Origin of the sequence: Rhodococcus sp. NPDC127593, from assembly GCF_042671975.1 — a bacterium.
Lineage (GTDB): Bacteria > Actinomycetota > Actinomycetes > Mycobacteriales > Mycobacteriaceae > Rhodococcus_F.
Genome location: NZ_JBHXWI010000032.1, coordinates 1 through 19,874 on the forward strand (window position 1 = coordinate 1; position 19,874 = coordinate 19,874).

Annotated in this window: 19 protein-coding genes; 9 read left to right on the forward strand and 10 right to left on the reverse strand. The window is 68.5% G+C overall.

What is annotated here, in order from left to right; translation table 11 throughout:
* Nucleotides 1-239 precede the first annotated feature (239 nt).
* Genes ACFVJ3_RS27590 through ACFVJ3_RS27605 form a run of 4 tightly spaced genes read left to right on the forward strand, consistent with a single transcriptional unit; the run spans nt 240 to nt 2,851 of the window.
* Complete coding sequence (locus ACFVJ3_RS27590) at nt 240-1,343, forward strand: dihydrodipicolinate reductase (protein ID WP_378455089.1); 1,104 nt, start codon at nt 240-242, stop codon at nt 1,341-1,343.
* A gap of 39 nt (nt 1,344-1,382) precedes the next feature.
* Nucleotides 1,383-1,739: an ArsR/SmtB family transcription factor gene (locus tag ACFVJ3_RS27595; RefSeq protein ID WP_378455090.1), complete on the forward strand. Its 357-nt coding sequence runs from the start codon at nt 1,383-1,385 to the stop codon at nt 1,737-1,739.
* A complete protein-coding gene (locus tag ACFVJ3_RS27600) occupies nt 1,736-2,212 on the forward strand; it encodes an SRPBCC family protein (protein ID WP_378455091.1) in 477 nt (158 codons plus the stop codon). The genes ACFVJ3_RS27595 and ACFVJ3_RS27600 overlap by 4 nt, the downstream gene beginning before the upstream one ends.
* Nucleotides 2,213-2,227: 15 nt before the next feature.
* Complete coding sequence (locus tag ACFVJ3_RS27605; RefSeq protein WP_378455092.1) at nt 2,228-2,851, forward strand: dihydrofolate reductase family protein; 624 nt, start codon at nt 2,228-2,230, stop codon at nt 2,849-2,851.
* Between the two features lie 6 nt (nt 2,852-2,857).
* Here ACFVJ3_RS27605 and ACFVJ3_RS27610 read toward each other — a convergent pair whose 3' ends face one another.
* Genes ACFVJ3_RS27610 through ACFVJ3_RS27625 form a run of 4 tightly spaced genes read right to left on the reverse strand, consistent with a single transcriptional unit; the run spans nt 2,858 to nt 8,043 of the window.
* A complete protein-coding gene (locus tag ACFVJ3_RS27610; protein ID WP_378455093.1) occupies nt 2,858-4,843 on the reverse strand; it encodes a 5-oxoprolinase/urea amidolyase family protein in 1,986 nt (661 codons plus the stop codon).
* Nucleotides 4,840-5,496 (reverse strand): urea amidolyase associated protein UAAP2, encoded by a 657-nt coding sequence (locus tag ACFVJ3_RS27615; protein ID WP_378455094.1) that lies wholly within the window; start codon nt 5,494-5,496, stop codon nt 4,840-4,842. Before ACFVJ3_RS27615 ends, ACFVJ3_RS27610 begins: the two co-directional genes overlap by 4 nt.
* Nucleotides 5,493-6,338, reverse strand: coding sequence for an urea amidolyase associated protein UAAP1 (locus ACFVJ3_RS27620; protein WP_378455095.1), 846 nt, complete (start codon nt 6,336-6,338; stop codon nt 5,493-5,495). The genes ACFVJ3_RS27615 and ACFVJ3_RS27620 overlap by 4 nt, the downstream gene beginning before the upstream one ends.
* A 1-nt stretch (nt 6,339) precedes the next feature.
* On the reverse strand, nt 6,340-8,043 hold the full coding sequence (locus ACFVJ3_RS27625; protein ID WP_378455096.1) for an amino acid permease: 1,704 nt from the start codon (nt 8,041-8,043) through the stop codon (nt 6,340-6,342).
* 62 nt (nt 8,044-8,105) lie between these two features.
* On the opposite strand from ACFVJ3_RS27625, the gene ACFVJ3_RS27630 reads away from it, so the two are divergent.
* Genes ACFVJ3_RS27630 through ACFVJ3_RS27640 form a run of 3 tightly spaced genes read left to right on the forward strand, consistent with a single transcriptional unit; the run spans nt 8,106 to nt 10,593 of the window.
* Entirely contained in the window at nt 8,106-8,813 is a 708-nt protein-coding gene (locus ACFVJ3_RS27630; protein ID WP_378455097.1) for a TetR/AcrR family transcriptional regulator, read from the forward strand.
* A 59-nt stretch (nt 8,814-8,872) separates the two neighbouring features.
* Entirely contained in the window at nt 8,873-9,202 is a 330-nt protein-coding gene (locus tag ACFVJ3_RS27635) for a type VII secretion target (RefSeq protein ID WP_378455098.1), read from the forward strand.
* The gene (locus ACFVJ3_RS27640) at nt 9,199-10,593 is read left to right on the forward strand and encodes a hypothetical protein (protein WP_378455099.1); all 1,395 of its coding nucleotides are present in this window, start codon (nt 9,199-9,201) and stop codon (nt 10,591-10,593) included. Before ACFVJ3_RS27635 ends, ACFVJ3_RS27640 begins: the two co-directional genes overlap by 4 nt.
* A 4-nt stretch (nt 10,594-10,597) precedes the next feature.
* On the opposite strand, the gene ACFVJ3_RS27645 is transcribed toward ACFVJ3_RS27640, so the two are convergent.
* Genes ACFVJ3_RS27645 through ACFVJ3_RS27655 form a run of 3 tightly spaced genes read right to left on the reverse strand, consistent with a single transcriptional unit; the run spans nt 10,598 to nt 13,186 of the window.
* Entirely contained in the window at nt 10,598-11,257 is a 660-nt protein-coding gene (locus tag ACFVJ3_RS27645) for a hypothetical protein (RefSeq protein ID WP_378455100.1), read from the reverse strand.
* Complete coding sequence (hisS, locus tag ACFVJ3_RS27650) at nt 11,220-12,491, reverse strand: histidine--tRNA ligase (RefSeq protein ID WP_378455101.1); 1,272 nt, start codon at nt 12,489-12,491, stop codon at nt 11,220-11,222. Before hisS ends, ACFVJ3_RS27645 begins: the two co-directional genes overlap by 38 nt.
* A 14-nt stretch (nt 12,492-12,505) precedes the next feature.
* On the reverse strand, nt 12,506-13,186 hold the full coding sequence (locus ACFVJ3_RS27655) for an MBL fold metallo-hydrolase (RefSeq protein WP_378455102.1): 681 nt from the start codon (nt 13,184-13,186) through the stop codon (nt 12,506-12,508).
* Between the two features lie 177 nt (nt 13,187-13,363).
* On the opposite strand from ACFVJ3_RS27655, the gene ACFVJ3_RS27660 reads away from it, so the two are divergent.
* Both ACFVJ3_RS27660 and ACFVJ3_RS27665 read left to right on the forward strand, forming a co-directional pair.
* Nucleotides 13,364-14,242 carry a peptidylprolyl isomerase gene (locus ACFVJ3_RS27660; RefSeq protein ID WP_378455103.1) on the forward strand — a complete coding sequence of 293 codons (879 nt, stop codon included), beginning with the start codon at nt 13,364-13,366 and terminating at the stop codon, nt 14,240-14,242.
* A gap of 22 nt (nt 14,243-14,264) precedes the next feature.
* Complete coding sequence (locus ACFVJ3_RS27665; RefSeq protein WP_378455104.1) at nt 14,265-15,059, forward strand: peptidylprolyl isomerase; 795 nt, start codon at nt 14,265-14,267, stop codon at nt 15,057-15,059.
* A gap of 69 nt (nt 15,060-15,128) precedes the next feature.
* On the opposite strand, the gene ACFVJ3_RS27670 is transcribed toward ACFVJ3_RS27665, so the two are convergent.
* The 3 genes from ACFVJ3_RS27670 to ACFVJ3_RS27680 all read right to left on the reverse strand — a co-directional run bounded on the left by ACFVJ3_RS27670 (nt 15,129) and on the right by ACFVJ3_RS27680 (nt 19,874).
* Entirely contained in the window at nt 15,129-17,504 is a 2,376-nt protein-coding gene (locus tag ACFVJ3_RS27670) for a RelA/SpoT family protein (protein WP_378455105.1), read from the reverse strand.
* A 103-nt stretch (nt 17,505-17,607) separates the two neighbouring features.
* Nucleotides 17,608-18,141, reverse strand: a complete 534-nt coding sequence (locus ACFVJ3_RS27675) for an adenine phosphoribosyltransferase (protein WP_378455184.1) — start codon at nt 18,139-18,141, stop codon at nt 17,608-17,610.
* On the reverse strand, nt 18,138-19,874 hold the full coding sequence (locus tag ACFVJ3_RS27680) for an ABC transporter substrate-binding protein (RefSeq protein WP_378455106.1): 1,737 nt from the start codon (nt 19,872-19,874) through the stop codon (nt 18,138-18,140). Before ACFVJ3_RS27680 ends, ACFVJ3_RS27675 begins: the two co-directional genes overlap by 4 nt.

The window sequence follows — 19,874 nt, forward strand, 5'->3', positions numbered from 1 at the left end:
GCCTAGCCCAAACATCTACCTTCACAAAATGATCCGGCTCCGCAAGCTACGCCGGATGCTATCGCCTGCCACTCACCTTCAGCATTTTCCGGTCAGGGATCGGTGCTGCACTCCAAGGACGCACCGTCGACCGGTGCGTGTCGGGAGATGGCCCGCCCGTGCGACACCGTCGCACGGGCGGGCCCGGCATTGCCCAATTCAGGAACGTCGACCTCGCAAACTGGGTAGGGTCCGATTCCATGGCTGACCAGGGGATGATCCGGACCGTGGTGTGGGGCACCGGGAATGTGGGGCGGGCCGCGATCCGCGCAGTCGATGCACACCCCGGACTCGAGCTGACGGCGGTGATCGTCGCCAACCCGGAGAAGGTCGGACGCGATGCCGGCGACCTCGCCCGCCTGGGCCGCTCGCTGGGGGTGGCAGCAACCGACGACACCGACGCCGTGCTCGCGACCGCCCCCGGCGCTGTCGTCTACGCCGCGTCGGGCGACATTCGCCCGGACGATGCGGCGGCGGACATCACCCGCGCACTCTCCGCCGGGGCCGTCGTCGTGACCCCGTCGATCTATGCGCTCTACGACCAGCGCAACGCGCCTGCCGAGTTGCGCGACCCGATCGAGGCGGCCGCGAAGTCCGGCGGCGGCGCCCTGTTCGTGTCGGGCGTCGATCCAGGATGGGGCAACGACATCCTGCCGATCCTGATGACGGGCCTGGCCGGCACGATCGATCAGATCCGTTGCCAGGAGATCTTCGACTACACCACGTACGACCAGCACGATTCCGTGCGCTACCTCGTCGGCATGGGCCAGCCGATGGACTACGAACCGCCGATGGTCGCGGCGACGGTGCCGACGATGGTGTGGGGCGGCCAAGTTCGGCTCATCGCCCGGGCCCTCGGTGTGGGGCTCGACGAGATCCGGGAGACGCTGCTGCGCCGGCCACTGGACGAGACGATCACCACCGACCTCATGGGCGAGTTCGAGGCCGGTACCCAGGGGGCGCTGCGTTTCGAAGTCCAGGGCATCGTGGGCGGCGAGCCTCTGATCGTCATCGAGCACGTCACCCGGATCCACCCGTCGTGCGCGCCGGACTGGCCCGCGCCGCCGGACGGCGGGGACGGCGCGCACAAGGTGATCATCGAGGGCCGGCCGCGCATCGAGGTGAACGTGGAGGCCACCGACGAGGGCGGCAACCGAGCGGCCGGCGGCAATGCCACTGCGGTGGGGCGCCTGGTCAACGCGATCCCGTGGCTGCGGACGGCCGCCCCCGGCCTCTACGACGCACTGGACGTTCCCCTCACCCCCGGTCACGGCAGGCTCGGCTCACCCACTCACATCAGTTAGCCCTTGCGCTAACCATTGCCGCGGTGAATACTTTGCCTTATGGCTCAGTATCCGGAGCAGCTGAACGGCATCTTCCAAGCGCTCGCCGACCCCACCCGGCGGGCCGTGCTGGACCGTCTGAGCCGGGGCCCGGCAACAGTCAGCGAACTGGCGAAACCGTTCGACATGGCCCTGCCCTCCTTCATGAAGCACATCCACTTCCTCGAGGACAGCGGATGGATCCGGACACACAAGGAGGGTCGCGTACGGACGTGCGCGATCGAGAAGGAGCCGTTCACGGCTGTCGAAACGTGGCTCGCGGAGCAACAGGAACTGTGGGAGAGCCGCACCGACAGACTCGAACAATTCGTCACCGAACACACGGTCACGACACACGCAAAGGACACACCGCAATGACCGACACTGCGAGACCCGATCTCGACCTCACGATTTCGCGCATCATCCGGGCGCCCCGGCAGGTCGTATGGCGCGCCTGGACCGACCCCGCCAGCTTCGAGCAATGGTGGGTCCCCGCGCCGTCCCGGTGCCGGGTCGTCGACATGGAACTACGCCCGGGCGGCGCGTTCACGACCCAGATCAGCGAGGGCGGCGGCGAATTCGTGCCACACATCAGTGGCTGCTTCCTCGCCGTCGACGAACTCGAACGAATTGTGTTCACCAACTCTCTGGTCGGTGGCTGGCGACCCGCCGAACAACCGTTCATGACCGCGATCATCACGTTGAACGACCATCCGACGGGCACGGAGTACTTCGCCCACGTGATGCACAAGAACCGCGCCGACCGCGACACCCACGAAGAAATGGGCTTCTACGACGGCTGGGGCACCGTCACCGAGCAGCTCGCCGAACTCGCCGAGCGACAGGCGTAATCGGAGGAGGCCGGCATGCGCAAGATCGTCCTGCAGATGATGACCACACTCAACGGTCGCCTCGACGACCCCGCAGCGTGGGTCCACGACGTCGTCGACGACCAGTACCGCGAGATCGATCGAATCTATTCGACCTACGACACGGTGCTGGTCGGCCGCACCACCTACGAGGAGATGGCCGCGTACTGGCCCCGCGCGTTATCCGAACACGCGGGGACCGAAACCAATCAGGTCATGGCCGAACGGATGAACACCTACCGGAAGCTGGTGTTCTCGCGCTCCGGCGACCACCCGCTGACCGAATGGGCCAACACCGAACAGGTGGTCGTGGCCACGGACGACGAGCTGGCGCGATACCTGGTGGATCTGAAGAGACAGCCGGGCAAAGACATTCACCTGTCCGGTGGATCCTCCTTCGCGCGATCGGTCGTCGCACTGGGGCTGGTGGACGAATTCTACTTCTTCGTCTATCCGGTCGTGTCCCCCGGCGCCACCTGGTTCTCGGAGATATCCGACCAGCGTGGCCTCGAACTAGTGGGCACCGAGTCGTACGGCAACGGGGTGGTCGAAGTGCATTACGTGCCCCGGGAACGCGCGGACGCACCCCGGCCGGAGAGTTTCACCGACCTGCTCGCGTAGCGCGGATCAGCCCACCGTCGCGAACTCCCCTGCCGCGGACCATCGTTGCCGCTCGGCCGCGAACGCGACGGCCTGCTCGGCTCGGAAGTCGCCGATCGATTCGGCGTCGGCCGTGAGGAACTGCTGGTGCTCGGCGAGCGAGAACGTGCCCTCGCTGATCTCGATACCGCCGCCGTGACCGGCTGCGACGTCGGATCGCAGGTCCATCAGCTCGTCCGGTTCGACGGGGTACCAGGAGATCCGGTCGAAGAAGCGCAACAGCCAGGGGGTGCCGTCCTCGAACGGTCCCGACTTCTCGGGATGCCGATGGTTCCACACCTGGGTGGTTCGGCCGACGAACTGGTAGCCCCCCGGACCCTCCATTCCGTAGATGCACAGGTACGCCCCGCCGATACCGACCGCGTTCTCCGGCGTCCACGTGCGGGCCGGGTTGTACTTCGTGGTGACCAGGCGATGCCGCGGGTCCAGTGGTGTCGCGACGGGCGCGCCGAGGTAGACGTCGCCGAGCCCGAGCACCATGTACTCCGCTCCGAATACGGTGTCGAAGACGTCGTCGACGCTGCCGAGCCCGTTCATGCGGCGGATGAACTCGATGTTCCACGGGCACCACGGTGCATCGGAACGGACACCGTGCATGTAGCGCTGGATCGCCTCACGCGTCGAGGGGTCGTCCCACGACAGCGGCATCCGCACCGACCGGCTCGGCACCACGAGTTCGTTCGCCGCGGGCAGCGCGTCCTCCGCCTCGCCGAGCAGCCCCATGAGCTTCGGGATCGGCAGCACGTCGGGGTCGACCCGGACCTGCAGCGAGCGGATGCCCGGTGTCAGGTCGAGGAGCCCGGCCGGTTTCTCGACCTCGAGACGCTGGTGCAACGCGTGGGCGCGGGCCCGCAGTGCGAGGTCGAGGGTCATGTCGCCGTACTCGACCAGGACGTTGTCGTCGCCGGACCGCCGGTACGTCACGGCGGTCTCGCCGTCGCGCCGGGCGATCACGCCGTCGTCTCGGTCACCGGTGGTGGAGAAGACCGTCGAGTGCGCCGCCCGCCGAGCGGGCCCCAGCGCCCGCACGGACGCGGCCCGGTCGGCCCTGATCGGCACGAAGCGCACCGCATCGCCGGGCGCCAGTTGTCCGAGCTTCCAGCGTTCCGCCGCGACGACCGTGACAGGGCACACGAACCCACCGAGGCTCGGACCGTCCGGGCCCAGGAGGATCGGGGTGTCCCCCGTGAAGTCCAGGGCGCCGACCGAATACGCGTTGTCGTGGATGTTGGACGGATGCAGTCCCGCCTCGCCGCCGTCAGTGCGCGCCCAGTCGGGCTTGGGTCCGATCAACCGCACCCCGGTGCGGTCCGAGTTGAAATGCACCTCGTAGTCGGTCCGGTACAGCGTGTCGATGTCGGCGCGGGTGAAGAACTCGGGTGCGCCGTGCGGGCCCTCGGTGACCGCGATCTCCCAGCGACTGCTCAAAGCCGGAACATATTCGGCGGGAACGGCGGCCACGCGGGCGCCGGTGTGCTCGCCGACCGCGAGAACATCTCCCTGCCGCAGCGTGCGGCCCTGATGTCCGCCGAACTTGCCGAGCGTGAACGTCGAGGCGCTGCCGAGGAAGTCGTCGACGTCGAGCCCGCCCTGGACGAGTACGTAGATGCGCAGACCCGGGCCGGCCACCGCGCCGACGTCCAGGACTGCGCCTGCCGGAACCCGCACCGGACGCCACTGCGCCTGCAGCACACCGTCGACGGTGACCGGGGCGGGCGCGCCCGTCACACACACCACCGTGTCCTCGTCGAACTGCAGTGCGGGACCGGACATGGCGCATTCGATTCCGGCGGCGCCCTCGTCGTTGCCGAGTCCGGCGTTGCCGAGCCGGAACGACAGGTCGTCCATCGGCCCCGACGGCGGCACACCGACGTGCCAGTAACCGGTTCGTCCCGGGAAGTCCTGCACCGTCGTGAGCATGCCGGGCCGGTGCACGGTGATCTTGGCGCTCATGCCTGCGCTCCCGTCGGCCGGGTCACGATCATCCGCACCGGGGTGGGCTCGAAACCGTTGCAGGGGTTGTTGATCTGCGGGCAATTGGACACCAGTACCAGAACGTCGCGCTCCGCGCGGAGTGCCAGGCGGCGGCCGGGCGCGGACAGGCCGTCGACGATTCCGAGCGTGCCGTCGGCGTCGACGGGAACGTTCATGAAGAAGTTGATGTTCGACACCAGATCCCGCTTGCCGATCCCCCACCGGGCCCCTTCCGCGAGGAAGTTCTCGACGCAGGCGTGCTGGTGCTTGGTGTGGTGGCCGTACCGCAGGGTGTTCGACTCCTGCGAGCAAGCCCCGCCCACCGTGTCGTGGGAGCCGACCTCGTCGGCGACGAGCGTCATCAGCGCGTCGTGATCGTCGGTGCGGAGGACACTTCCCTCGGTCAGGAACAGATTTCGCTGCGCCGACACCGTCGCGGCGGCCGAGTAGCGGTGCCGGTGATCGTCGGCCGCGTAGATCAGGGTGTCCACCGCCTGATTGCCGCACAGATCGACGATGGTCAGGACGTCACCGGCCACGACGACGGCAGACCAGGGTCCGCGGGCACCGACTTCCTCGTCCAGGATCACCGTTCCCGGTACCAGCGGTGCGGTCTCGATGGTGGTGGTCATGCCTGCTCCCGTCCCTGGCGCTGCGCTGCAGCCCAGACGTCTTCGGTGTTGAGAAAGGCGCGTCGGTACTCCGGGTCGGCGTCGACGGGCTCGGCCACGTCGGCGCCGGTCCAGGCGAGCACTTCGAGCGCGGTCGTGTCGTACGTCGGCGACGGATCGAGGGGGTGCGCCGTGTTGGCGATCAGGACGATCACCGGGAGGTGGATCACGAGGTCGACCGCGGTGTCTGTTCCGGCGGATCCGATGCTGCTCAGCGACCCGTCCTCCCCCACCCGCACCCCGTGGAAGAACGACAGCGACGGCGGGAGGTCGCGCCGCTCGAGTCCATGCTTCGCCGCCGCCACGGTGAAGAGTTCACGGCCGGCCGGGGATGCCGAATGCAGGCTGCCGTCACCGTATTTCGCGGTGTTCGAGGCGAGCGACGTGGTGCCGCAGAGGGCGTCGTGCCGCCCGGACCCGTCGGACACGACCGTCGCGAGCACGCGCCCCTGATCGGAGAGCAGCGGATGTCCCGCCCCAAGGTACGCCTGCCACGGCACCTTCACGGTGTCGGCGACGTTGAGCCGCTCCCACGGCGCGTCCGCCCGGTACAGCAGCAGGTGGGCGCACGCCCGGCCGTCGAGGTCACGCAGTCGCAGTCGTGTGCCACGGCCCAGCACCTTGGTGGTGTACCGGCCACCGGGCACCGTCTCCGCCCACGTGAGCTGTGCCGGATCGACGTCGGACGGTGGAGTGGGCCAGGACGACGCCGGGACCACCGGCATCGAGTCGGTGACCACTCCCGACTGGGCACGCGCGTGTTCCTTCGCGGCGCTGGTGGTCGAGGTGTCCACTGAGGTCATGTCAGGCTCCGATCGTGACGGGGTTGGGGGTCGTGCGGCCGCGTGGGAAGCACGCGATTCCGAGCGCGACCACGGCGGCGACGGTGACGGGGGCTGCCCACCGCAGGAGGGGGTAGTCGCCGCTGGGGTCGAAGATCTCGGCGCGCGGCCAGGACAGGTTGACGACCATCAGCGCGCCGTAGCCGACCGCCAGGATGTTGACGGGCAGTCCGAACCGGCCGAGCGAGAACAGCTTCCGTCCGTCCGCGTCGACCTGCGGTCCCCCGTGCGGCCAGCCCTTCAGCCTGCGCAGCAGGAGCGGCACCGTGACCATCAGGTAGGCGAGGTAGATCAGGATGATGCAGACGCTCGAGAGGGTCGCGAAGATCGCGGAGTTCCCGACGTTGACGGCGAGGATGCCGATGCAGACCAGGCCGATCAGGACGGACGGCGCGATGGGTGTTCCGGTGCGGGTGTTCACCGTCGACAGAATCTGCGAGGCCGGAAGCCGTCCGTCGCGGGCCATCGAGAACACCAGCCTGGACGCCGCCGTCTGAATGGCCAGCGTGCAGACGAACACCGCGATCGCGACGTCGACGAGGAGGAGCGTGCCCCAGGGCGAGCTGAGGATCGACGAGAGCACGTACGGCAGGCCCTCGGCGGCGAGACGCCCGTCGGTCAGGCTCGGCGCGGCCATCAGCGCACCGATGATCATCAGACCGCCACCGAGCGCCGACACGGACAGCGCGAGGCGGATCGTGCGCGGCGCCACCCGGCGCGGGTTCCGCGTCTCCTCGGCGAGTTCGCCCGCGGAACCGAATCCGACCATCACGTACGCCGCCATCAGACCCGACACGATCCACGCCCATCCGTACCCCGGAGACGCTCCGGCCGTGCCCGTGTCGAACACGACCTCCGGTCCACGCCGGGCGTGGGTGAGGAACATGCCGATCACCGCGATGACCCCGACGATCTCGCAGGTCACACCAATGTTGTTGATCCGGGACATCCAGTTGACGCCGATGCAGTTGATGAACGTGGTCAGCACGAGGAGGACGGAGCCCAGCAGCACGGCGTTGGCCGCGCCGCTCGCGGACGTCAGCGTGCTGTCCTCACCGATGATCTGAAATCCGCTCCACACGTTGGGGAGCACGACCTGCAGGGCGATGGCCGCGGCGGACGCCGTCACCATCTGCGCGAGGATCATGAACCATCCGGCGAACCAGCCGACCACCTCACCGCCCATCCGGCGTGACCATTGGTAGATCGCCCCCGAGATGGGGTATCGGGCGGCCAGTTCTGCGAAGTTGAGCGCCACCATGAACTGGCCGACGAACACCACCGGCCACGTCCAGAAGAAGGCGGGTCCGGCGAATCCGAATCCGAGCCCGAAGAGCTGGAAGATGGTGGTGAGGATGGAGACGAACGAGAAGCCGGCGGCGAACGACGCGAATTTGCCCAGGGAACGGTGAAGTTGCTGCTCGTAGCCGAATTCGCCGAGGTCGCCCGTGTCGTCGACGCCGGTTCCGCCGGACGGGCGGGGAGGTGCGGCCGGCGCGGTCAGCGCTTGCGCAGTCCTTGTGGGTGTACTCAAGGGCTTACTCCTTCGGCGAGGGCAATATCTGTCGCTCGATAGTTTTCTCGCGGAAGGGCCTCGATGGGTGACGCCTGCGTATCCAGATCGCGGCCGGCCGTAACAGCATCGTTGCCTACGTTTCGGGCGCATGACGAAACCCTCACGAGGGGTGGAGGCCGTCGATCCCGAGAGCGACCTGACATCATGGAGCGGTGACCACAGGGCCGGGACGACCCCGACTGACCAGTCAGCGCAGACCAGGGCGGACCACTCCCGAGGAGATACTCGACGCCGCCGGGGAGTTGTTCACCACCAAGGGTTTCGCAGCCACCTCGACCCGGCAGATCGCCGAGATGGTCGGTATCCGGCAGGCATCGCTCTACCACCACTTCCCCAACAAGGAGGAGATCCTGGTGGCACTCCTCGAGGAGACGGTGTCCCCCGCGCTCGCCGCCGCGGGGCGGCTCGCCGCCGCCGCCGCGCCCGCCACGGTGCGCCTGCACGCGCTGGCCACCTACGACGTCACCCAACTCACCGCCACCAAATGGAATCTCGGTGCGCTGTACCTCCTTCCGGAACTGCTGACCGATCGATTCGAGCCGTTCCGCGCCCAGCGCACCCGGCTGCGCCGGCACTACCGACAGCTCGCGGACCAGGCCCGCACGGAAATCACCGACGATGCCGGCGACACCTCCCCCGCCCTGACCGACCTGCCGTTCCGAATCGTCGAGAGCGCCATCGCAACCCGCGCCGACATCGAACGCGGACTGCTTCCCGGGCCTGAGAACGAGGGCGCCGCCGGACTCCTCGCCGACGCCTGCCTCCGCGCCCTCGGATGGACGAAGCCGATAGACGAAATCCGGGCGAAGTCGCGGGCACTCCTCGCCGGGACGGCGGGCGGAACACCCCTTCGCCTCTAGCCGTGCACGTCGTTCCCGTGAGTTAAAGTCTGGCGAACGCTTATCACTGGGGGGTTATCTTGAGCGATGTCTTTGCCGTCACGGACGGCATCAGGAATTACGGCGCCACCGCTGCGCAGGCCGCCGAACAGATCAGCAGCGCCGCCGCACTCGATCTCGGCGCGAATCTCGCGGCGCTCGCGCCCGTGTTCGGCCCGATCGGCGCGGACTTTCTCGCGTCCTTCGCCGCCGCACAGGCGAATCACGCCAGGTCGGTCGCCGAACTCGCATCTCACTATGCGCAGACCGCCATCGCGGCCCATGCCACCGCCGATTCCTACGACTCCGTCGACGGCGCCAACGGCGCCGCGCTCGGTGCCGTCGGCGACGGAATCGGAGGCCTCGCATGACGTCTCCCGAACCCACCGGGCATCCTGTGGAGCACGGATCGATCCTCGACCTGATCCAGGGGACGCCCGTCGGCGACGCCCTCGCCACACCACTGCCGAGCACTCCGCTCGAGGCGCTGCAGAACTCTCCGCTCGGTCCGTTCCTCGATACGCCGCTGGGTGACCTGCCGCCGTTGCCGGCCCTCCCGCCGCTGCCGCCGAACCCGGTCGAGGCGCTGCTGCAGGGGCACGGGCTGCCCGGACTGCCGGGTGTCGACGAGTTGCTCGAGCCGCTCACCGATCTCGCCGGGAGTTTCGGCACCGGCACGTTCGGCTCGTTCGATCCGACGTCGCTGCTCGACATGTCCTCGGGCATGATCGACCAGGCGATGTCGATGAGCATGTCGGGGCTGAAGGTGCTCGACCAGATCTGGCAGAGCCAGGCAGCACAGGCGGCGCAGTCGCAGGGCCTGCAGGCTCAGTCGAGCGGCACGGAACTGAGCGAACGCGGCACGGAGATCTCGACTACCACTCAGACCGCCGCCGCGTCCGTGGCGCGGGGCAACGCGAACCTGATGACGATCTCGGAGTCGTTCGCGGCCACCGCGGTCGCCGCCGCGCCGATGGTGATGACGCCGCCCGGGCAGGCGATGCTTCTCGCGTCCGCTGCCGAGCACCTCGAGGCGGCCATCGGGGTCGTCACGCAGACGCGCACCGAACTCAACGAGCAGACCCTCACGATGAACGGTCTGGCCGCGCCGGTTCCGGTACCGCCGCCCCCGGCGCCCGGAGCCGTGGCGGGGGCCGCACCGACGTCACCGTTCGCCATCGCGTCCACCGTGATCGAGGGCGTGGGCAAGCCGATGATCTCCACCGTCACAGACAGTGTCGGCGACCTGGTGTCGGCGAGCACTCAGGCGGCAAGTGTTTCCGCGTCCGGCCTGCCCGCCGACGCCGTGTCGGCGAAATCCGCCGTCACCCCCGTACACGGGGCAGCGGGCGGAGTTCCCGGCGCGGTGGGCATCACCGGCGGCGCAGGCATCGGCATGTACGGCGGCGGCGCGGGCGGAAGCACTTCCGCGGGTAGCGGTTCCGTACCCCGCGGAACGGTCACCGGGCCGGTTGTGCCCCCGGCTGCACCGGGGACCACTCCGACACCCGGCGCCGCTCCGGCCGCCGCCTCGTCCCCTCTCGCACCCGGCGGAGCCATGGGCGGGATGGGCGGGATGGGCGGCGCCGGGATGGCGGGCGCCGGGCGTGGGGGCGACGACCAGCTGAGCGGCCGGTCCACACCGAGCTACCTCGTCAACGCCGGAGAGAACAACGCGTTCGTCGGCGACCTGCCGATGGTCGCGCCCGCCGTGATCGGCGGCGAGGATCTCGACGACACTCCGTTCGGCGACCCGAGCTGATCGCTCAGTCGAGGAGCGCTGCCACCTCGTGATCGGTGAGAGTGGTGGTGGGCACGCGGCCTTCCGAACGCACCAGTTCCACAGCCCGGAACAGGGGGCGTTCGGGAAGGGCCGCGCCCCGCGCTTCCGCACGTAGCTGCTCGATGAGCACCGACGCGATCGCGGCAGCCGGCACCAGTTCGCTCGTCGTCAAGGCGTCGGCCAACCTGCGGAGCCCGAGGATCTCGAGTTCACGACCGCCGTCGGTCGTGTAGAGGGCGAGCGGAATCGCGAGGCTCCCGTCGGGGTCCGTGATTCGGACACTCACCTCGCTGACCCGAGCCGAACGGACCACCAGTTCCGCCGCGACCGCCCTCGTGACGTCGACGTGCCGGCTGCGCAGTCCCCCCGTCGACCGGATTCGCCCGGTCTGCAGTGTGACGCGACGCCGCAACGTGAGGAGAGCGGATGCGGCGGTCGGGACCGCGATCACGGCCCCGACCACCACACCGACCCACACGGACCCGAAGAACCCGACGATGACGCCGACCGCCACACCGATCAGCACGGCGAGCGCCGCGACCCGCTTGAGCCGCGGTGCGATCAACTCGATCGGAACGAGGTCGAGTGACACCGGTGCGGTGTCGTCACGCGCCAAGGATGGCTCCGACGCGTGCGACGACATCCGCCGACGAGACCGATTCCTGGTCTCCGGTGGCGAGATTCTTGATTCCCACCGTCCCGTCGGCGATGTCGCGGTCGCCGAGCACGAGCGCCAGCGCGGCGCCGGATCGGTCGGCGGCCTTCATCGCACCCTTCACCCCGCGGTTGCCGTACGCGAGATCGACTCGAATCCCCTGGGCGCGCAACTGCTGAGCGATCACCACCAGCTTCGCCTTCGCCTCCTCGCCCAGCGGAACGCCGAAGACCTCACAGCGCGCGGTCGAGCCTGCGGTCTTGCCCTCGGCAGCGAGCGCCAGGACGGTGCGATCGACGCCGAGCCCGAAACCGATGCCGGACAACGGCTGCCCGCCGAGCTGCTCCATCAGACCGTCGTACCGTCCGCCGCCACCGATACCCGACTGCGCACCGAGACCGTCGTGGACGAATTCGAACGTCGTCTTCGTGTAGTAGTCGAGGCCGCGGACCATCCGCGGGTTCACCACGTACGGCACACCCAGCGCGTCGAGGTGCGCGAGCACCCCGTCGAAGTGCGCCTTCGCCGTGTCCGAGAGGTGATCGAGCATGAGCGGTGCGTCCGCCGTCATCTCACGCACCTCTTTGCGCTTGTCGTCGAGCACGCGCAGCGGGTTGATCTCCGCCCGTCGACGCGTCTCCTCGTCGAGGGGAAGGGCGAACAGGAACTCCTGCAACCGTTCCCGGTACTGCGGCCGGCACGTGTCGTCACCGAGGGACGTGATCTCCAACCGGAACCCGTCGAGGCCGAGGCCGCGGAAACCGGCGTCGGCGACAGCGATGACCTCGGCGTCGAGAGCGGGGTCGTCGACTCCGATGGCCTCCACCCCGACCTGCTGCAGCTGGCGGTAACGACCGGCCTGCGGACGCTCGTAACGGAAGAACGGTCCGGCGTAGCTCAGCTTCACCGGCAACTGGCCGCGGTCCAGACCGTGTTCGATCACGGCCCGCATGACGCCCGCCGTGCCCTCGGGCCGCAGGGTCACCGAACGGTCACCCCGGTCGGTGAACGTGTACATCTCCTTGCTGACGACGTCGGTGGACTCGCCGACGCCGCGGGCGAACAGCCCGGTGTCCTCGAAGATGGGAAGTTCGATGTGGCCGTACCCGGCCAGTCGCGCAGCGCGCGTGAGTCCGTCACGGACCGCGACGAACTCGGACGACTGCGGCGGGACGTAATCGGGGACGCCCTTGGGGGCGGAGAAGGTGCTGACTTTGCTCACTGTCGTTACTTTCCTTATTTCGATCCCGAGAGTCCAACGAGAAACGGGTTCGACCCACGTTCGGCGCCGACGGTGCTCGACCCGCCGTGCCCGGGGAGAACCGCCGTATCGTCGGCGAGGATCAGAAGCTTGTCGGCGATGGATTGCAGCAACTGTTCGTGGTTGCCGCCGGGCAGGTCGCTGCGACCGATCGACCCCTGGAACAGGGTGTCACCGGTGAGCGCGATCTCGACGGGCCCGTTCTCGGTGGCGACCCGGGTCCGGAAGACCACGGACCCCTGTGTGTGCCCCGGGGTGTGGTCGACGGCGAACGACATCCCGGCCTGCTCGATCACGTCGCCGTCGGCCAGCGCAATCACCTCGCCGGGCTCGACGAACGTCATGCCCTCGATGAACGGCTTCATCGTCGGGCCGATGCCGCGGCCGGGGTCCGACAGCATGTACCGGTCCTCGGGATGGATGTACGCGGGGATCCCGAACTTCTCGCAGACGCCATAGGCGTTCCAGACGTGGTCGAGGTGACCGTGTGTCAGGAGCACCGCGGTCGGCGTGAGATTCGACTGGTCCAGGAACTCGAACAGCGGTTCGGCGGCGTCCTGTCCTGGGTCGACGACGATGCATTCCTGGGCATCGTCCTGCGCGAGGATGTAGCAGTTGGTCTGAAACATCCCGGCCGGGAATCCTGTGACGAGCACCTGTGCGGCTCCTGTTCGAGTGGACATTGCAGTCGCTACAGCCTAAGCCGCCGCCCCGCCAGGATGTTCTCAGGTTCGGATGGCAGACTCTGGAGGTCGTGTGCCGGGGGTAGTTCGCACCGACCAACTGCTATATCGACCGACTGCCAGACAGACCGATACGGGAGGACCACCGCAGTGCCGAGCAACGAGCAGCGCCGGGAAGCAGCCAAACGAAAGCTCGAGCGTCAGCTCGAACGCCGCGCCGACAGAGCACGCAAGCGTAAGCAGTTGACCATCGCCGGCTCGGTGCTCGGTGTCGTGCTCGTGGTGGCCGCGGGCGCCGTCGTCTTCGCCCTCACCAGCGGCGACGACGACTCGACGGAAGCGTCGGCGGCCGAGTCGGTGTCGGCGTCGCCGCAGTCGCCCGGCGTGATGCCGGCGGGGCGGTCCGAACCGCTGCCCGAGAAGGTGTCCTGCACGTACACACCCGACAATCAGCCGCCCGCGAAGCAGGTGAACCCGCCGCGCACCGACGACATCGACACCACACTCCAGGAAGTCAGCGTCAGCATGCAGACGACGCAGGGCAACATCGGCCTGGTCCTGGACAACGCCGACTCCCCGTGCACCGTCAACAACTTCCTGAGCCTGGCGAGCCAGAACTACTTCGACAACACCCCGTGCCACCGGCTCGTCACGTCCGAGGGACTGAAGGTCCTGCAGTGCGGTGACCCCACGGGCGCAGGCACCGGCGGCCCGGGCTACGGCTTCGCCAACGAATTCCCCACCGACCAGTACGAGGCGTCGGACCAGTCCCTCCAGGTGCCGGTGACGTACCCGCGCGGCACCATCGCGATGGCCAACAGCGGTCAGCCCGACAGCAACGGCAGCCAGTTCTTCCTCGTCTACGCCGATTCGCAGCTGCCCCCGCAGTACACCGCGTTCGGGAAGGTCGACGAGACGGGTCTGGCGACCATCGAGAAGGTGGCGGCGGCCGGTGACGACGGATCGATGCAAGCCGGCGGTGGCAAGCCCAACCTGCCGATCGACATCACGTCCGTCCGGATGGACTGAGGTCTCATGTGAGGATGGACCGATGAAACGCACCTCGATCCTCGTCGCAGGCGTGAGCCTCGCGGTCCTCCTCGCCGGTTGTTCGGATTCGTCCGACTCCGGCGGCTCGTCGACCGGCACCTCGTCGAAGGCGGCCCCCACGAGCGCGGCGGAACAGTCGCTCGATCTGTCCAGGTTCGGCACGCTGCCCGCGGTCCCGCCGCCCGCGGGGGCCACCGTGGACTGCACGTACCCGGCAGGGCAGCCGGCTGCCAAGGACGTCACCCCGCCGCCCACGTCCGGTGTGTCCACCGAGGGCACCGTCCCGGTCGACCTCCAGACGAGCGCGGGACCGATCGGCCTCGTCCTCGACCGCGCCGAGGCCCCGTGCACGGTCAACAGCTTCACGAGCCTGGCCCAGCAGGGCTACTTCGACGACACACCCTGCCACCGGCTGACGACGGAGCTGGGACTGCAGGTCCTGCAGTGCGGCGACCCCAGCGGGAAGGGCACCGGCGGACCGGGCTACGGCTTCACCACCGAGTACCCGGAGACGGCGTTCGCGCCGAACGATCCGGCACTCGCGAATCCGGTGGTCTACCCCCGCGGCACGGTCGCGATGGCGAACAGCGGGACACCCGGCAGCAACGGCAGCCAGTTCTTCCTCGTCTACGCCGACTCGGTGCTCCCGCCCAACTACACCGTGTTCGGGTCGATCTCCGACGAGGGTCTCGCGACCGTCGAGAAGATCGCGGCGGACGGCGACGACGGATCCATGTCCGCAGGCGGCGGCAAGCCCAACACCCCGGTCCAGATCGAGACCGCGAAGGTCGGCTGACCCACTCCCCCGGCTACACGAACGGGACGGTCGTTCGATCAGATCGAACGACCGTCCCGTTCGTCGTTGCTACGCGGCGGACGTCACCCGGTACACGTCGTACACGCCCTCGACGTTGCGGACCACGTTCAGCACGTGCCCGAGGTGCTTCGGGTCGCCCATCTCGAACGTGAACTTACTGATCGCCACCCGGTCGCCGGACGTCGTCACGGACGCCGACAGGATGTTGACCTTCTCGTCGGCGAGCGCCTTCGTCACGTCCGACAGCAGCCGGTGCCGATCGAGCGCCTCGATCTGGATGGCCACCAGGAACACCGACGACGGCGACGGCGCCCACTTGACCTCGATGATGCGCTCGGACTGCTCCTGCAGGGAGCCCGCGTTGGTGCAGTCGGTGCGGTGGACGCTGACCGCGCCGCCCCGGGTCACGAAGCCCATGATCTCGTCGCCGGGAACGGGCGTGCAGCACTTGGCCAGCTTGGCGACCGTGCCCTCCGCACCGGGAACCAGCACGCCCGCGTCGCCGGTGCTCCGCGGCCGCATCGGCATCGTGGACGGAGTCGACCGTTCGGCCAGCTCCTCCTCGACGTCGCCGACACCACCCAGATGGGCCACCAGACGCTGGACGACGTGCTGCGCCGACACATGGCTCTCACCGACAGCCGTGTACAGCATCGAGACGTCGGTGTAATGCAGTTCGTGCGCGATGGACGCCATCGATTCGGCGTTCATCAGGCGCTGCAGCGGCAGGCCGACCCGCCGCACCTCCTTCGCGATGGCGTCCTTGCCCGCCTCGAGCGCCTCCTCACGGCGTTCCTTGGCGAACCACTGCCTGATCTTCGTCTTGGCGCGCGGGGAAACGACGAATGTCTGCCAGTCGCGGCTCGGGCCTGCGTTGACGGCCTTGGAGGTGAAGACCTCCACCACCTCACCGTTGTCGAGCTTGCGCTCGAGCGCCACCAGCCTGCCGTTCACCCGGGCACCGATACACCGGTGCCCGACCTCCGTGTGCACCGCGTACGCGAAGTCGACGGGCGTCGACCCGGCGGGCAGCGTCACCACGTCGCCCTTGGGTGTGAAGACGAAGATCTCCTTGACCGCGAGGTCGTAGCGGAGCGACTCCAGGAACTCCCCCGGATCGGCGGCCTCACGCTGCCAGTCGAGGAGCTGACGCATCCACGCCATGTCGTCGACCTCGGCGACGTCGCCGGAGTGCCTGCCCTTGGTCTCCTTGTACCGCCAGTGCGCGGCGATACCGAACTCGGCGGTCCGGTGCATGTCGTGGGTGCGGATCTGCACCTCGAGGGGTTTGCCCTCGGGTCCGACCACGGTGGTGTGCAGCGACTGGTAGACGCCGTAGCGCGGCTGCGCGATGTAGTCCTTGAACCGGCCCGCCATCGGCTGCCACAGCGAGTGGACGACGCCGACGGCCGCGTAGCAGTCGCGGACCTCGTCGCACAGGATCCGCACGCCGACCAGGTCGTGGATGTCGTCGAAGTCGCGGCCCTTGACGATCATCTTCTGGTAGATCGACCAGTAGTGCTTGGGCCTGCCCTCGACGACGGCGTTGATGCGCGACGCCGTCAGGGTCGCGTTGATTTCGGCACGCACCTTCGCGAGGTAGGTGTCGCGGGACGGCGCCCGGTCGGCGACGAGCCGCACGATCTCGTCGTACTTCTTGGGATGCAGGATTGCGAACGACAGGTCCTCGAGTTCCCACTTCACGGTCGCCATTCCCAGCCGGTGGGCCAGTGGCGCGATCACCTCGAGGGTTTCGCGGGCCTTGCGGGCCTGCTTCTCGGGCGGCAGGAACCGCATGGTCCGCATGTTGTGGAGCCGGTCGGCCACCTTGATCACCAGCACGCGGGGATCGCGGGCCATCGCGATGATCATCTTGCGGATGGTCTCGCCCTCGGCGGCGTTGCCGAGCACCACCTTGTCGAGTTTGGTGACGCCGTCGACGAGGTGGGCGACCTCTTCGCCGAAATCGTCGGTCAACTGCTCGAGGGAGTACCCGGTGTCTTCGACGGTGTCGTGGAGCAGGGCCGCGACCAGCGTGGTCGTGTCCATTCCCAGTTCGGCGAGGATGCTGGCGACGGCGAGCGGATGCGTGATGTACGGATCGCCCGACTTGCGGCGCTGGCTCGCGTGCCGCTCCTCCGCGACGTCGTAGGCGCGCTGCAGCAGCGCCAGGTCCGCCTTGGGATAGAGCTCGCGATGCAGGCTGACGAGGGGTTCGAGAACCGGCCGGATGGTCGTGTTCCGCTGACCCGTGATGCGGCGGGCGAGTCGCGCTCGTACCCGGCGCGATGCGGACGCCGGAACGGCGAATCCCTGTGCTCCACGGTTGTTACCGGAAGCCGGGTTCGCTGCAGGTGACTCGGCATCGGATTGCGCAGACGAGGTTGATCCCGTGTTCTGCGACCGATCAAGATTCGAAGTCATGCCGTCACCTCCTACCACTGAAATGGCTCGGGCCGTGCGGCCCTGGTTGGTCTCGGGCATGCGCCCCGGTGGCCGTGACGACCACCAGGCACAACTTTAGTACTCAGACCGTGACGAGGGACGTGAGCGGGTACTTTCCGAGCCGCTCCCGGCCGCCCAGCGCGGCGATCTCCAGGACCACGGCGACACCGATCACCCGGGCACCTGCGGATTCCACCAATCGCGCCGTGGCGTCGAGGGTTCCGCCGGTGGCCAGGACGTCGTCGACGACAAGCACGGAGCGCCCGTCCAGACCGATCGATCCGGCCGGAATCTCCAGCGTGGCCGATCCGTATTCGAGGGTGTACGACTGCGACAGCACCGGCGGCGGCAGTTTGCCCGACTTTCGCACGGCCACCACACCGGAGCCCAGTTCCCGGGCGACACCGCCGCCGAGGAGGAATCCCCGCGCGTCGACGGCGGCGATCACGTCCGCCTCCGGGGCGGAGGCGGCGAGCGCGTCGACGACGACACGGAAACCGTCCGCGTCGGAGAAGACCGGCGTCAGGTCGGCGAACCGCACCCCGGGTTGCGGAAAGTCGTCGGCCCACCGGGTGAGCCGGGTGACGGCCTCACGGGCCGGAGAATGGTCGATCACCTGCGCAGAACCCACCTGTCCATGTTCCAGCCGGCGCCCGAGCGCGTCAGATTGACTGCTCCCGCTTGCAAACCTGCTGCGAATGCGACGGTCCGCGGCTGGTCGAACAGCGGCACCGTGGGCACGTCCGACCACAGGATGCTCTCCGCCTCCGTCGACAACGACAGCTGGGTGGCGGTCGAACTGTCGACCGCGAGTTGATCGACGATCTGGTCGACGCGGCCGTTGCTGTAGTCCCCGAAGTTCGATCGGATTCCGCTGCGGAGGGCGAACATCGCGGTGGTGGCCGCCGCGGTGCCCGCGGCGCCGGGAGCCGACGCCGTGCCCGCGAGGACCACGTCCACCTGCCCGTCGCGCAGCATGGACGGCGTGAACTCGGGCGAGGCGACATCCTGCACGGTGATACCGGCCGGGGCACACGCCGCCGCCACGGCGGCCACGATCTCGGCGCGGCGCGGATTCGGACCGAGATATCCGACACGAACGGTCGCCGACGTGTTGCCGGTGTCGGCCAGTGCGTCCGTCGCCGCCGCCGTGTCCGCCGTCTCGTACCGTCCACCGACGGCACCGGCCACCGACTGGTGAACGAGACTGTCGGGGGCCGTGACCCGCGTGTCGACCGGGCCCTCGGGCGCGGATCCGGCCGCGTCCGACTCCGTGGCGATCCCGAACTTCGACGCCAGTTCCTCCCGCGGCAGGCACGCCGCGAACGCCCGCCGTCCGGCTGCGTTCTCGAACAGGCCCGAGGTGGACAGGACGAACTGCTCGACGCTGCGCGACGGCACCTCCGTCACGTCGAACCCGCCGAGGTCCAGATCGGGCGCCGATCCGGCGGCGACGTCGACGACCTCGACCGAACCGTCACCGATCCGCGCGCTCACGTCGGAAGATTTGGGCCACACCACGATCCGGGACGTGGCCGGACGGTTCCCCCACCAGCGATCGTTGGCCACCAGCACGAGGCCCTCGTCCTCGGAGAACGATTCGACCTTGTAGGGGCCGGACGCGGGGAACTTGGCGAGGTCGAGGTCACCGGGTGCCATCGTCCATCCGTCGTTCCAGAAGCCCGCAACGCGCGTGAGCGCATCCGCGTCCGAATTCTGCACGGCGGCCACGACGTCGGGCACGCCGGCAGCGCTGGCGACCACGTGCGCCGGCATCATCGACGTCGCGCCGAACAGCGACTTCCAGTCGGTGAAATTCCGTCCCGCCTTGAACGTGACGACGGCATCCTTCGCGCCCGTCTGGCAGTCGATCCGGTCGATGTCCGAGTAGCCGGCCGTGCTCGCCGCATCGAACATCGGGAAACGGCCACTGTTCGCCGCCCACGTCAGCACCAGATCGTCGCACGACATCGGCACGCCGTCGGAGTAGACGGAGTTGGGATTGAGCTTGTACTGGATCGTCAGGGCGTCCCCTGGCATCGCGTTGGCGGTGCCGATGTCCGTGTCGGACACCGGTCCGCCTTCCGGCCCCGTGTAGTTGAACCCGGGCAGCACCCGCGCGAACGCCTGACGCGCCCCCGACACCGCACCCGCGACGCTGTTGGCGTTGTAGGTGGTGACGGTGTTGTCGATGGCGTAGCCGATCGACGGGATCTGCTCACCCTCCTCGGAACATCCGACGAGCGTGCCGGCGAGGACCACGGTCGTCAGGATGCCGGCACCCGACACGGCCGTGATCCGGCCGAATCGGGTGCGCGCACCGCGTCGGGTGCTGTGCGATGCGGGCAT